Source organism: Anaerosporomusa subterranea (genome assembly GCF_001611555.1).
Taxonomy (GTDB): Bacteria; Bacillota; Negativicutes; order Sporomusales; family Acetonemataceae; genus Anaerosporomusa; species Anaerosporomusa subterranea.
Window position 1 is genome coordinate 172103 of sequence record NZ_LSGP01000017.1, and the last position, 12872, is coordinate 184974.

Below are 12872 nucleotides of genomic sequence, written 5' to 3' on the forward strand. Positions count from 1 at the left end.
AGGTGCTGCGGACCTGCGCGAAGGGAACGCGCATTTAGCTGTCAAACGAGGAGGCTACCCTATTATAAAATAAGGTAGCCTCCTGCTTAATTGCTGAATTCGTATGGAACTCTATAATGCGCGTACCTCAACTATTCTCCAATCATGGTCACCATCTCTTGCTAGCAATACGTCGAATAATCTTCCTGTATCATGACGTGTTACTTCAACAAGGGCTTTGTCACTTGATACAGTGAGGAGCTTAAACGAATCAAGAGATGGATCAAAACCGTAGATTTCGGAGCTGGATTTTACAAAATTCACAGGATGGCTGAGATAATCGGCATATTCAGTACGATACTGATCGTTATCGCTGCGATAAAAAATACGCCCGTTTTCATACCAACCCTGGTTTTCATCAGAGCTTGGCCAACTGTTGTTATGCTCGTGCCAGCCACGGCCGGGAGGGCTATTTTTGTCTTCTTGCAGGGTTCTTTCGGTGAGGACTTTCTTTATAGGGTTTTTCGTATCTTTATCAACTTGGGTCGTTTGGTTCATGGTGATGGTAGGTTCAGCTGAGGGATTTTCAGCAGCTAACACTTTTGCGGCTGGGATACCGGGTAGAGCAACTCCGGCCATGATGGCTGCTCCTGCTACAGCGGCGGCGTAGCGTTTGTACTTGCCATGCAAACGGCCAAGATGATGAACGTGCCTGTACTTTCTCGCGATTTTTCTTTCCATTTCTTTCCCTCCTTTATTTATATTTTGCGGTCCCTTTTTAGTGTTTCATGTTCTTGCTATCATAATCCCTGGTAAATATATTAGCTGATGGTCTGGAGAAAACACGGCTTTTTCACAACTTTCTACTAAAATTTAGCCAGAATGGCGGCGGAGAATTAGTTGTTGTCGGTTAATCCAAGGGTTTGCGTACTATCTGTCGAATAAATACTTATTGTTATTTGAATAATCAATTTTACAAAACCGTCAATGCAATGAAGCTATTCGTAAACTAGTGCCGCAAGGAGTGAAACGTATGCCAGACCTAATTACCCTCGGTGAAAGCATGGTTATGATGGTGGCTGATCAAACAGATTCTCTGCAATTTGTCACAAACTATACACGCAAGATTGCAGGCGCCGAATCGAATGTTGCTATCGGGCTGGCTAGGCTGGGACATCATGTCGGTTGGATAAGCGCTCTCGGTGAAGACCCCTTTGGTCGTTATATTCGAAATACAATCCGCGGTGAAGGGGTTGACACATCGCAGGTAGTTTTCGCGGAGGACGATCCCACCGGATTGCTGGTTAAAGAATTGAACCAAGCAGGCGATCCCAGAGTGTACTATTACCGCAAGAATTCGGCAGCCAGCAAAATGACGGCAGCGCTGCTGTCTGACGATTATTTCGAGAGTGCGAAGGTTCTACATATCACAGGCATCTTCCCCGCCCTTAGCGAATCCTGTTGTACCACAGTATTACAAGCGATTGAGATGGCAAAGGCCCACGGCATGATCGTTTCCTTTGATCCAAATTTCCGACCTCAGTTGTGGTCAGAGGCTGAGGCGCGTAAAACGCTGCTGCGCATAGCAGAACGCTCAGACCTAATTCTTCCTGGCATTGCTGAGGCACGGATTCTCATCGGTACGTCTGACTGGAATACAGTGGCCGAATTCTTCCACTCGATAGGAAACCAGTATGTCGTCATGAAAAATGGACCAGATGGCGCCTATTTTTCTCACCGCTTTCCAGACGGTACAATTGAAACTGGCTATCAACAAGGATTCCCGGTTAAAGTCGTTGTTGATACGGTTGGCGCTGGCGACGGCTTTGCTGTCGGCGTGCTTTCTGGTTTGCTGGAAGAACTGCCGCTGCAGGAATGTGTCAGGCGTGGAACTGCGATTGGTTCGATGGCAGTCAGAGTCCGCGGTGATGTCGAGGGTTATCCTGATCGCCGCAGGCTGTTGGGATTTCTCCAGGAAAACGTCCAGCAGGCCTAGTTTCTTTAACGTATTCTTTTGTGTATAGAAAGGAGAGATAGCGATGGCTTATCAGAAAAAGTCATATTTGGAGCATGCCGCAATTCACGTCAAAGACATTCACTGGCACGTTCGTTTCTTTCAGGAAGCCCTGGGCATGACTATCCGGAAGATTGACGGTCCTGTCGAACAGCCAAAACAGGTGTGGATGTTCGGTGGTCCGCAACTCGTATCCGATCCTGGTTTTGCCGGACCTGAGGGGCGAATGGCTCATCTTGGGATCATGGTTGAGGATTTGGAAGCAGCTCTCGACGAGGTATATACCTGGGGCGTGAGCCAAATGCCGCAAGGTCGGAACTGGATTACCCTGCCGGACGGGCTTTGTATTGAACTGATGCAAGCGACAGGGGAATCAGTTGCCCAAGTGCTGGCAGTCGATCCTAGAGCGTAAGCACAAGACCGCCACAACCACGTATACATAACATAGAGTGCGACTAAGACTCAGACGGATTTTGACTCCATCTGAATCTTAGTCGCACTTATGACTGAAGAGCAAAGTCTTGGTATAAAAAGGGGTAGCGCATAAACACTCGTAAGAGGAGATTTACGCTACCCTTGTTCAATTAGCCTTCAGCAACCTGTTGGGAGGCGATCAACTAGCTTAAAAATCTTGTAAGCAAAGCCAGATGCTAGCTTATCTGTTTGCGTGACTAGCTTATAGGCCGGACAGGTCCCTGATTTGTGCGGCCAGATCGTCCATGAATACACCCTTGCATACTGCTGTGACAGAACCGGTCATACGCACGTGACCGTCCTGGCCAATCTTCACATTGATCGCGCCGCCGGGCATGTGCACATTGATATCTTCAGCAACCAGGCCAAGCTTATACGCCGCACTGGCTGTGGCGCAACTGCTGCTGCCGGAAGCTAGTGTATAGCCGGCGCCGCGCTCCCATATTTCGATTTGAATATTGTTACGGTCAAGCACCTTTAGCAATTGAACATTGATTCGGTTAGGGAAAAGGGCATGGTTTTCAATGATAGGACCGATCTCTTCTACTAATTCCCTGGAAATATCGTCAAGTAGCACGACGCAGTGAGGGTTCCCGATCGAAAGGCAAGTCACATTGAACGAACGTCCATTGATCGTTAGCTCTTCGTTAATCACTTGACGGGGTGGGCCGGAAACGGGTACTTCAGCGCTAAAGAAAGTGACAGTCCCCATATCTACCCGGATTTCACCGGCGGTTGCGTCGAGTAACTCAACATACACTCTGCCGCCGAGAGTTTCAAGCTGAAATTGGTTGGAATGAAGATAGCCGGCATCAAAAAGATAGCGGGAAAATATTCTGATCCCATTGCCGCTTTTCTCTGCTTCACTTCCATCCGGATTAAATATTCTTAGCTGCAAATCCTCGCCTTTAATAATCGGTCCGTACAATATGCCGTCTGAACCCACTCCGAAATTACGGTGACAGATGAGTCGAATTATTTCCGGTTCAAGAGAAATGTCGGCGTTTTGAGGATCAATTACAATATAGTCATTTCCCAAGCCATGATACTTAAAATAATCAAATTTCATTAAGCTGTCCTCCTAAAATTTACCAGATTAGTGAAACTGCCGTGCACTGTTCCGTGCAGCAGATGGGAGCATGCATAGTCTGCCTCAGATATTAACTTTTCAGCCAGAGCTATCTGATAGGTATAATTCCCAGATTAATAGAAAACTCCTGCAACTTTCTTGTGTCGCAGGAGTGGATGAGGTCTGAATGTTATGCTGTTCAAGACGAAAATCTGCTGAGAAGATGGAAGCCAAAAGGCACTAGTGCGGGTGCGATTACTGTCGTAATAATGCCCATAAAAACCATGGCAAGACTGGCGATAGCGCCTTCCAGCGAACCAAGCTCGTAAGCTCTTGAAGTGCCGGTGCCATGAGCAGATGCTCCGAACATCATCCCCTTGGTAATAGGACTTCCCGCCGGCGTCCATTTGAGCAGCACTGAGGTTAATAGAACCCCGGTCAATCCGGATACAATAACCAGAACCGCTGTTATTGCCGGATCGCCGCCGAGCAGTTGTGAAACATTCATTGCCATTGGCGTGGTAATGGATCGGGGCACTAGACTGCTGATCATGTGTGAGTTCATGCCCAGCAGCTTAGCGGCTCCCATTGATGTAATAATGGCAACAATGGATCCGACGGTGACACTGATTAAAATTTCTACGATATAGGTTTTTAGTATTGATCGGTACTTATACACAGGAACTGCCAGAGCCACCATCGCCGGTTGCAGCATCATGCTTAAAAGCTGTCCGCCGCTGTTATAGGTTTCATAGGAAATTTGAAACACGGTTAAAACGGCAATCACAATCAACGGACAAACCAGCAATGGCGAAAATATCAGGTTTGCAGATTTTTGATACAGCCGTTTGGACATACAGTAAACGGCAATTGTCAGTAACACGCCAAATAACACTAACATAGTTCGTTCCTGGCTTTCCGGTAATGGCTTACCAATTCGGTTGCCAGGCCTACAAAGACGATTACCAGCGCGGTACTGAACACGATAACAAGCATTAGACCCAGCGACTCCTGCCTAAGCAGGTCTTTAAACTGGATGATGCCAATGGCGGAAGGGATAAAAAAGAGCAGCATTTCGGCAATCAGAAAGTTCGCTCCTGTTTCGATCCAACTCAGCGGCAGCAGCTTTCGCTCTAATAGTAGCAAGAGAATTGCTATGCCGATAATATTTCCCAGCATATCCAGATGCAGCATCTGGGCCAACGTGTTACCAAGCCAGCTTAAGGAGCTTAACGCGGCTATTTGCAGTACTGTTTTATAAAATTTCATCATCATCGCGATCACGCTCCTTATTTTTTTGCAGGAAATAGGATTATCTTTGTTATATATAGAGTGTATGAATGTGGAAACACTAAAAAAGGCGGTTAAACAATGGATATTTTGCATTTGACCTACTTCCTGGAGGTTGCCCGCCAAAAAAGCTTCACAAAGGCATCACAAATGCTTCACGTTAGTCAGCCGTCTATCAGTAAAGTGATCAAAACCCTGGAAAACGAGTTGGGCGTAACTCTGCTGGAACGTTCAGGCCGGGAGGTAGAATTAACTGATGCCGGTGAAGCAGTGTTTAAACGCGTCCAGCGTGTCGTTGTTGAATTTAAAAATCTTGCCAGCGAGTTGTCTGATGTAATTGACCTGAAACGAGGGGAGCTGACTATCGGTCTGCCGCCAATGATTGGGTCGAGATTTTTCCCAAAGCCTATCGCTCAGTTTAGACAAGCCTATCCACTGATTCACCTTAAATTAATTGAGGAAGGCGCCAAGCAAATAGAATTGGCTGTTCAGGACGGAACTCTGGATTTGGGGGTAGTTGCCCTCCCTGCAACCAGGGACGACTTCGAAACCTTCGCTTTCGTCAATGAGCCTTTGCGTGTCGTTTTATATCATGACCATCCATTAGCGCAAAGCGCTAGTCTGACCTTAGCTATGCTTAGCAATGAATCTTTTGTTTTATACCGGGAGGACTTTTCTTTATTTGATCATATTCTTAGGCAGTGCCAGCTAAATGGATTTATGCCGCGGATAGCCTGCCAAAGCTCGCAATGGGATTTTATTGTTGAAATGGTGGGCGCCAAACTAGGGATCGCATTACTACCGGAAACAATATGCAAAGAATTAGATCCGCAGCGATTCGTAACTATCCCCATGAATGACCCCATCATACCATGGAATTTGGCGATTATATGGAAGAAAGACAGGTATATTTCATTTGCAGCGCGTGAATGGCTGCGACTTACAAAGAATTATTTTAGTAAACAAATCTGATAGTAGTAGTAAAAGCTAATGATGGCAATACCGCACATCATTAGCTTCTGAAATCAGAATTACAGCAGATGTAAGGCGTCTTGATCGAATCAGACACAATTTGCATTCAGCGGTATTGGCCGGTTAACAGTGCCGGTAAAAAACAAATTATCCATTTGAATATCAGTGGGCACCAGTAGCTGACCATTCCAATTAAAAATCAGATAAAACATTCTTTGTCCCTCCCTTCGCTAAAACCATTCTTTTCTTCCAGTTAGTTTCTATGGCCTTAGTGTACAGCGGAGGGCGGAAATAATAAAATACTTGCTATATATAGGCTTCATGCGTCTGGGCTATAAGAAAAATTTCATTTCAGGGGGAAAATATCGCGTGGCATAGCGGTGAAATGTTGACAAGATAGGAGATAGCACGTAATAAAAAGAAAACACCTATGACCGACCTTGCTAATGGTAGGTCATGGGTGTTTTACATAGTAGAGATTCGACATAAGAGGTTGTCGGTTTGGGACGCCTCAGAATGGTTATCCTTCGCACGGCCTGTAAGACCCCGCCCTCTTAGGTCGGGATAACAGGCCGTAGCTCGAATCCCCTAAAGGGAGCCTTCGGCTTAACGAAATCATAGATTTCGAGCCTCAGTCTAAATTTCGGCTAAGCTTCAGATGGAGTTAAAACTCCACCTGAAGCAAGTCTACATTTATGATGAAGGCTGGCGTTTGACCAACATCAGGTAAGATAATACGGCGGCCGTTTCCGATGATGCAATAATCATGCCCATCGGCAAGGCGGAAAAGCTCCCGGCAATTCCCACAAAAGGCGCCATAACGCCGCCTAAGATGAAAGATAAGAGACCAAGGAGTGCAGCCGCGCTGCCTGCTGCTTTTGCTTGTTCCTGCATTGCCAGTGAAAAACTGCTGGTTCCGATAATCCCGACACTGGAAACAACAAAAAACAGTGGGACTAAGATGGTAATCAGGCTGCCACCGGCAAGAATCATTGCCAGCAATGATATACCGCCTAAAAAGGCAAGAGTTAGACCGGTTGCCAGCAAGTTCTTTTCGGGTATCCGTCCGGCCAGGCGTCCGGTAATTTGCCCCGCGAAAATAATTCCCAGTCCATTAATGGCAAAAAACACACTGAACATTTGCGGCGAAACACCGTAAATGTTTTGAATGACAAAGGGGGAACCTGAAATATAGGAAAACATAGCGGCGTAAGCAAAGCCTTGGCTAAGTCCGTAGCCGATGAAAGTCTTGTTTTTCAATAAAGTCTGGAAGGTTTTCAGTGTATTGGCAATACCGCCTCGCGAACGCCGTTCAGCGGGCAGTGTTTCATGCAGACCGAAAAATACGGCAAGCAACATAAAAATCCCAATGGCAGCCAACACCAGAAAAACACCGCGCCACGACGTAAATTGGAGAATCTGTCCGCCGAAGATGGGCGCTAATATCGGCGCAGCACCGTTAACCAGCATCAATAAAGCGAAAAAGCGTGTCATTTCAGTGCCGGAATAGAGATCACGCACAGAGGCGCGTGAAATAACGATACCAACAGAGCCGGCTAATCCTTGAATAAATCGCATCAGTAAAAATAACTCGATGCTGAACGAAAAAGCACATAACAAGGAAGATATCACATACGCGGCAAGGCCGATGAGCAAGGGACCACGCCGTCCGTGTACATCGCTGACCGGTCCGGCGAAAATTTGCCCCAGTGCAATGCCCAGCAAACAGGCTGTCAGGCTTAATTGCACCAGTGATGTGCTGGCATGAAGATCTTCCGATAAATTGGGTAGTGCAGGCAGATACATATCAATGGATAAAGGTCCAAAGGTAGATAATGAACCTAAGATAAGTACCAGCCGCAAAACGGATGAGCGGGATTTTTGGTCAGCGGTCGCTGCCGGCTTGCTGGCTGTAAGATTCATATGATAATTGTTGCTCCTATCTTCAAGTGGATGTGACTCAGCTTTTATTCGAAAAAGAACTCCATGATTATCACGGAGTTCTTTTCTTTGCGGGAGGGTTTACAGCTAATACTATTTTTGCGTTTACTTCAATCAACTGAAGTACATTATCCGGTTTTAATCCGTAATATTTGGCAGTATCTATTACCTTATGCCAAGCTGCATCTTCAACTGTCTGGTAATGGGTTGCGTTCTCCTGCAGTAAGCCAGTCCCTGCTTCTGATGAATGCCCTGGGTCTGGTGTATAACCTACCAGCCAGTCAACGCTTACCTTAAAAAGGGCTGCTAACCGGCAGAGCGTCCTGATATCGGGTTCCCTGCGATTGATCTCCCAAGAGGCTAAGGTTGAACGGTCTACCTGAAGGATGGAAGCCAATTCTTCCTGCGTCAACTTACTTCTCAGTTGTTTGATTTTATCGCCCAGAGTTTCCATGAGTCACTCTCCTTACCACTACGATAACGTGCCTGGGCAAACAGTTCAAATATTGTGTCAAAAAGGCTCGTAACGGCAGGAATAACAGAAGTGAGTGCTGAAATAGTGTCATATTGGCACAAGAAGCATTTGCAGAAGTGGTGGAAAGGGGAACTGTTCTGATGCGGTCAACGACGAACAATCAGTATATACAGCCAGGGAATAGCAAGCTGTCAGGGAAAAGGGCAGCCGGTTTTTGCCACAGTCACCGGCTGGACGCAGTAGAGCAAATCGCCGCCGGTTTGGCGTATGGCATTAGGAATCCGCTTACCGTTATCAAGGGTTACCTGCAGGTCTACCAGCGCAATCCTGCCTATTGCACACGTGAGGCCCTCAACCTCATGCTGCGGGAAGTGGAAGATATCGAAGCAATAACCAGCAGTCTGATATCATTAGTGCGAAATACGACGACTGAGAAGAGTCCGCAGGATTTGAATCAAATACTGAGCAAACTATTTCCTGTGATTCAGGCAGAGGCTATTCAGCATGGAGTTGCCGCCGAGCTATATCTCAGCGACAGACTGCCGCTGCTTGCGGCGAATAGGGAAGAAATGCAGCAGTTGATCATAAACCTGGCGCGCAATAGCCTGGAAGCGATGTCTGGCAGCGGCAGGCTGGCAATTGGCACAAGCAGTAAGGAAAATAAAGTGGTTTTATTTGTCCGGGATGAGGGCAGCGGCATACCGCCGGAACAGATAAAGAAGATTTTCACTCCGTTCTATACGACAAAAAGCGGTAATGCCGGCCTCGGATTGACGGTCGGGCTCAGCATTATTAAACGGCACCAGGGGCGGATGCAGATCACTTCAACTATCGGTGCAGGAACAACTGTCAGAGCAGTATTTCCTGTTTGGCAACAGCGCAAGGAGTCTTACAATGGAGAATAACCAGTGGCGTTCACCAGAAGCCCCCTATTGGCTCTATCAGCATGCACGGTCTATTTTTGCCCTGGCAGGCATAATCGTGGGAGGCGGCGTTTGCCTTGCGCAGGAGTATTTGTTTTTCCCGCCTCAAATGAAAAGACTGCTTGGCTGGCTGATTATGCTGTTCATCGGAATGCTTGGCCTGGTGACCGGAAATATGGTGCAAGCACTTTACCGGGAAGCAGATACTGATCCGCTCACACGTCTTGGCAACCGGAGGCGCTTTAACCGGCGGCTGACAGAGGAATTGCAACTGGTCAGGGAATTTGAGCAGTATTCAGTATTAGCATTAGTTGATGTTGACAATTTTAAGCACATCAATGACACTGCCGGCTATAATACCGGCGATCAGGTGCTGGTGAGGATAAGCAATATTTTTAGGAGAAATCTGGGATTGCATGATAGTGTCATGCGTTGGGGCGGAGACGAGTTTGTTTTCATCTTTCATGGAAGCAGCGCAGGGGAAGGCAGGCTGGTCCTTGAACGTATCCGGGAGCAAATTCATGACGATCCGGTTATCCGCGAAGTTACGATCAGCGCCGGGCTGATAGAGATTAAAAAGCAGATGACTCCTGACCAGGTACTGAATCAGGCGGATTGCTTGTTATCAAAAGCCAAACAAATCAAAAACTCAATTGAGATATGCTGAAAGGGGTTGTGAAACGGTTATCAATACGTTTCACAACCCCTTATTTCAGCCGATTGTTTGTAATTCTGATTCTAACAAAACGTAAGAGGGTCATTGATTGCTGTTACTCGCTTTCTGTCGATACCGGGGGTGAGATGAATTGATACGCCCTCTGTATTTACAATGCCATTACAAATAGCAAGAAGCCATCGGGCAGTCCCAGAGGGCTTCTTGCTGATAGAGTATGTGTATGCTAAAGCTCAAGCGAGCAGCGGTAACGCTAACCACTGGTTACTACCAGGCATCGACGGTGCGATTCGCCAGGATCAGGGAATGCAAGGGCTGTCTACAGTTCTACCCCAGTGCAACATCCAAAATCATCATGATGGTAAATCCGATCATGCAGCCAATTGTCGCAACATTGGTGGCGGTGCCGCCCTCATTATGCTGTGCTTCTGGGATGAGTTCTTCCACCACAACATAAATCATTGCGCCTGCGGCAAACGCTAACGCATAGGGCAGCACGGGTTGCATCGAAACGACGGCAAATGCGCCGATGACCCCGGCGATGGGCTCAACAATACCGGATGCCTGACCATAGAGAAATGCTTTGGTCCGGCTAAAGCCTTCTCGCCTCAATGGTATAGAAACCGCGGCGCCTTCAGGGAAGTTTTGCAGTCCGATACCAATAGCCAGAGCGACCGCCCCTGTCAGAGAGGCTGACGGCAAGTCAAACGCGACTGCGCCAAAGGCAACTCCAACCGCTAAGCCTTCTGGTATATTATGTAGTGTAATGGCAAGCACCAAGAGGATGCTTCTTTGCCAACTGGTCTTAATACCTTCTGCCTTGTCTTTCTCAAGTCCCATGTGTAAATGTGGCAAGGTGATATCGACAAGCCACAAAAAAGCGCCTCCAGCTAAAAAGCCAACCGCTGCAGTGATCCAAGCCGTTTGGCCCAAGCCTTCAGCCATTTCGATAGCTGGTGCCAAAAGTGACCAGAAACTGGCTGCGATCATAACACCGGCAGCAAAACCGAGCATGCCATTCAGCACCGTTTTATTAATCGACTTAAAGAAAAAGACCAATCCCGCGCCTAAAGCAGTAACACCCCAGGTAAATAGGGTTCCCATCAATGCTTGAATTGTGGGTGGAAGCGCAGATAGCCATTCGATCATTATTCAGAGACTCCTTTCTAAGACGAAACTAATCCTATATCTTAGTATATAAGAAATAGTATATGTAGAGAAGTCGTTTGAACGATTTTCTCAAAGCTATAGAATTTATCCTTCGCACAGCCTATAAGACCCCGCCTTCTTAGGTCAGGGATTAACAGGCTGTAGCTCGAAATAAGTGCGACTAAGATTCAGATGGAGTTAAAACTCCACCTGAATCAAGTCTTACTTTATAAGTTGTGAAACAGACGAGGTTACATTTCCACAGAGGAAAGGAGGTCACACAGAGGTCGCAGAGGAGTAGTGTCTATTTTGCCAGCTATGGCTGGCCCTAAACCTTAGTCCTCTGTGTCCTCTTTATCACTCTGCGTCCTCTGTGGAATGGTGCCCTGTACTTCCCCAAAGACCGTCGCCTGGCTTTTCTTATTTGTTACTTTTTAAGCCATATGACTTGTTCGGAAGTCATTTCTCTCAAAGAATGGATAAAGGCTTCTAATGGGGTTAGGTTGTACGTTGCCGCTGAGTAAATGGCGACATCGACGACAGCACCGCTGGCTACCTCATAGACAGTCTGCGTTAAATTAACATGATATATATTTTTTTCTTGTTTTAGCGTCATAGAGCTAACCTCAGGAACGATCGCCCAGCGACAACCGGCAGCGATGGCCTTTTCTCGCCAGCTACCGCCGCTATCTTTACTTTCAATTACATATTCAGGCAGTTTTTTTCGGTATTCATCCCAAAGCGCTTCGCGCATATACCAAAAGTCTTTTTCCGGAGTACTAGAGAGGTTGTTGTTCAGCGAGGCAATATAAACTCCACCGGCTGTTTTAATATTCTCTGTGGGCAGCTCAACGCCGTCGTTAATCGCTTGCTGCCGTTTATCATAATAGTTTTTAATTGCTAAATCCACATAGCCAACTAGTTTATGCGGTTCATCAAGCGTGGGCGGTATGGTCCATTTTATTTCCCGGCCAAATTGTGTATAACCGCCGGATATGGTTTGCAGTACGCCGGTTACCGGATCGCCGTCTATGACCACACGTGTCAAGTTGAGAACCGGCTCATATTGGCTGGAGAAGGCGTCATTACCTACTGCGGGAGCACCGAAGGTGATGACTTCGATTTGCTCAGGATTTACTCCCATGCTGATGAGCCCGGCGCCAGCCAGTGTAGCTGCTGCACCACCTAGGCTGTGGCCGGTGAGATACAAGGTATAGTCTTTATTATTAGCAAGTAGGTCAGGCAGTGAGATCAGGGAGACGTCGCTTACTTTGCGTAGTTTTGCAGTCGGCCCAGCCTGCCATAACTCATTAAAGCCGCGATGAACTTTTGGCTGTGTATCCGGGACATCCTTTTTGGCAGCGTTGGCGACAAACTCTTCCGGCGCGGCGCCGGCAAAATACACTTTTTCTACCTTAAGATTCTGCTTTATATCTTCTGTAGTTTCTGTACCAGCAATCGCAACAATATATATGTCTTTGCCGTCTGCACCTTCTTTGTTGGCGATAAGAAAACGCGGACCAGGGTGTCCTTGATCCTGTACGTAGTGGTTAATTTTCCAGCCATCTTGCTGTAAATAGCGGCTAGCCAGAGCGCCGGTCCTATCGTTGTAGGCGGCAGCGCTGGCGCCGGCTGCAATATACAGTTTATAGGCTGTCTCATATTCTGACTTCGCTTCAGTATGACCAGTTGTTGGTGCATATAGCATCAAGCTGCAAAGCAGCAATAGTAAAAATCGTTTCATTTCTAAAACCCCACCTGTAGTGTTACCTAGTATAAATGAGAGGGAAAGGACGGGTTACGCTTAACCGCAGAGTACGCAGAGTACGCAGAGTTCGCAGAGGGAACTGCAGAGGGCTACGGTTTCACCCTTCCAGCTGATCTGGAAAATAAAGGCCAGTAACCCTCATCGG

Annotated in this window: 14 protein-coding genes; 5 read left to right on the top strand and 9 right to left on the bottom strand. The window is 47.1% G+C overall.

Annotation, left to right across the window (positions count from 1 at the left end; genetic code table 11):
• Positions 1–111: 111 nt before the first annotated feature.
• Complete coding sequence (locus AXX12_RS08345) at positions 112–720, bottom strand: hypothetical protein (protein WP_066240878.1); 609 nt, start codon at positions 718–720, stop codon at positions 112–114.
• Positions 721–1012: 292 nt separating this feature from the next.
• Between AXX12_RS08345 and AXX12_RS08350 the strand changes: the two genes are divergently transcribed.
• Together AXX12_RS08350 and AXX12_RS08355 are read left to right on the top strand one after the other, a co-directional pair.
• A complete protein-coding gene (locus AXX12_RS08350) occupies positions 1013–1975 on the top strand; it encodes a sugar kinase (RefSeq protein ID WP_066240880.1) in 963 nt (320 codons plus the stop codon).
• Between the two features lie 43 nt (positions 1976–2018).
• Positions 2019–2405: a VOC family protein gene (locus AXX12_RS08355; RefSeq protein ID WP_066240883.1), complete on the top strand. Its 387-nt coding sequence runs from the start codon at positions 2019–2021 to the stop codon at positions 2403–2405.
• 264 nt (positions 2406–2669) lie between these two features.
• Here AXX12_RS08355 and dapF read toward each other — a convergent pair whose 3' ends face one another.
• The 3 genes from dapF to AXX12_RS08370 form a co-directional block, all read right to left on the bottom strand.
• Positions 2670–3536 carry a diaminopimelate epimerase gene (gene dapF, locus AXX12_RS08360; RefSeq protein WP_066240886.1) on the bottom strand — a complete coding sequence of 289 codons (867 nt, stop codon included), beginning with the start codon at positions 3534–3536 and terminating at the stop codon, positions 2670–2672.
• Positions 3537–3735: 199 nt separating this feature from the next.
• Entirely contained in the window at positions 3736–4437 is a 702-nt protein-coding gene (locus AXX12_RS08365; RefSeq protein WP_066240888.1) for an LrgB family protein, read from the bottom strand.
• Positions 4431–4811, bottom strand: a complete 381-nt coding sequence (locus tag AXX12_RS08370; protein ID WP_231881843.1) for a CidA/LrgA family holin-like protein — start codon at positions 4809–4811, stop codon at positions 4431–4433. Before AXX12_RS08370 ends, AXX12_RS08365 begins: the two co-directional genes overlap by 7 nt.
• Before the next feature lie 96 nt (positions 4812–4907).
• Here AXX12_RS08370 and AXX12_RS08375 point away from each other — a divergent pair, with 96 nt between their 5' ends.
• A complete protein-coding gene (locus tag AXX12_RS08375; RefSeq protein ID WP_066240890.1) occupies positions 4908–5798 on the top strand; it encodes a LysR family transcriptional regulator in 891 nt (296 codons plus the stop codon).
• A gap of 89 nt (positions 5799–5887) precedes the next feature.
• On the opposite strand, the gene AXX12_RS20005 is transcribed toward AXX12_RS08375, so the two are convergent.
• The 3 genes from AXX12_RS20005 to AXX12_RS08385 form a co-directional block, all read right to left on the bottom strand.
• Positions 5888–6010, bottom strand: coding sequence for a hypothetical protein (locus tag AXX12_RS20005; RefSeq protein ID WP_269448395.1), 123 nt, complete (start codon positions 6008–6010; stop codon positions 5888–5890).
• Between the two features lie 481 nt (positions 6011–6491).
• Positions 6492–7721 carry a multidrug effflux MFS transporter gene (locus AXX12_RS08380; RefSeq protein WP_066240891.1) on the bottom strand — a complete coding sequence of 410 codons (1230 nt, stop codon included), beginning with the start codon at positions 7719–7721 and terminating at the stop codon, positions 6492–6494.
• Positions 7722–7791: 70 nt separating this feature from the next.
• The gene (locus tag AXX12_RS08385) at positions 7792–8193 is read right to left on the bottom strand and encodes a helix-turn-helix domain-containing protein (RefSeq protein WP_066240893.1); all 402 of its coding nucleotides are present in this window, start codon (positions 8191–8193) and stop codon (positions 7792–7794) included.
• A gap of 161 nt (positions 8194–8354) precedes the next feature.
• On the opposite strand from AXX12_RS08385, the gene AXX12_RS08390 reads away from it, so the two are divergent.
• The gene (locus AXX12_RS08390) at positions 8355–9119 is read left to right on the top strand and encodes an ATP-binding protein (protein WP_066240895.1); all 765 of its coding nucleotides are present in this window, start codon (positions 8355–8357) and stop codon (positions 9117–9119) included.
• Positions 9109–9804 carry a GGDEF domain-containing protein gene (locus AXX12_RS08395; RefSeq protein ID WP_066240897.1) on the top strand — a complete coding sequence of 232 codons (696 nt, stop codon included), beginning with the start codon at positions 9109–9111 and terminating at the stop codon, positions 9802–9804. Before AXX12_RS08390 ends, AXX12_RS08395 begins: the two co-directional genes overlap by 11 nt.
• A gap of 333 nt (positions 9805–10137) precedes the next feature.
• On the opposite strand, the gene AXX12_RS08400 is transcribed toward AXX12_RS08395, so the two are convergent.
• Positions 10138–10959, bottom strand: a complete 822-nt coding sequence (locus AXX12_RS08400; protein ID WP_066240899.1) for a ZIP family metal transporter — start codon at positions 10957–10959, stop codon at positions 10138–10140.
• 427 nt (positions 10960–11386) lie between these two features.
• Entirely contained in the window at positions 11387–12703 is a 1317-nt protein-coding gene (locus AXX12_RS08405; RefSeq protein ID WP_066240902.1) for a lipase family protein, read from the bottom strand.
• Positions 12704–12872 lie beyond the last annotated feature (169 nt).

Excerpts from the sequence above, each read along its gene's own strand:
- AXX12_RS08350 (WP_066240880.1), top strand. The coding sequence starts at position 1,013 with ATGCCAGACCTAATTACCCTCGGTGAAAGCATGGTTATGATGGTGGCT.
- AXX12_RS08400 (WP_066240899.1), bottom strand. The coding sequence starts at position 10,959 with ATGATCGAATGGCTATCTGCGCTTCCACCCACAATTCAAGCATTGATG.
- AXX12_RS08405 (WP_066240902.1), bottom strand. The coding sequence starts at position 12,703 with ATGAAACGATTTTTACTATTGCTGCTTTGCAGCTTGATGCTATATGCA.
- AXX12_RS20005 (WP_269448395.1), bottom strand. The coding sequence starts at position 6,010 with ATGTTTTATCTGATTTTTAATTGGAATGGTCAGCTACTGGTGCCCACT.
- AXX12_RS08390 (WP_066240895.1), top strand. The coding sequence starts at position 8,355 with ATGCGGTCAACGACGAACAATCAGTATATACAGCCAGGGAATAGCAAG.
- AXX12_RS08395 (WP_066240897.1), top strand. The coding sequence starts at position 9,109 with ATGGAGAATAACCAGTGGCGTTCACCAGAAGCCCCCTATTGGCTCTAT.
- AXX12_RS08385 (WP_066240893.1), bottom strand. The coding sequence starts at position 8,193 with ATGGAAACTCTGGGCGATAAAATCAAACAACTGAGAAGTAAGTTGACG.
- AXX12_RS08365 (WP_066240888.1), bottom strand. The coding sequence starts at position 4,437 with ATGTTAGTGTTATTTGGCGTGTTACTGACAATTGCCGTTTACTGTATG.
- AXX12_RS08355 (WP_066240883.1), top strand. The coding sequence starts at position 2,019 with ATGGCTTATCAGAAAAAGTCATATTTGGAGCATGCCGCAATTCACGTC.
- AXX12_RS08380 (WP_066240891.1), bottom strand. The coding sequence starts at position 7,721 with ATGAATCTTACAGCCAGCAAGCCGGCAGCGACCGCTGACCAAAAATCC.
- AXX12_RS08375 (WP_066240890.1), top strand. The coding sequence starts at position 4,908 with ATGGATATTTTGCATTTGACCTACTTCCTGGAGGTTGCCCGCCAAAAA.
- AXX12_RS08345 (WP_066240878.1), bottom strand. The coding sequence starts at position 720 with ATGGAAAGAAAAATCGCGAGAAAGTACAGGCACGTTCATCATCTTGGC.
- dapF (WP_066240886.1), bottom strand. The coding sequence starts at position 3,536 with ATGAAATTTGATTATTTTAAGTATCATGGCTTGGGAAATGACTATATT.
- AXX12_RS08370 (WP_231881843.1), bottom strand. The coding sequence starts at position 4,811 with ATGATGATGAAATTTTATAAAACAGTACTGCAAATAGCCGCGTTAAGC.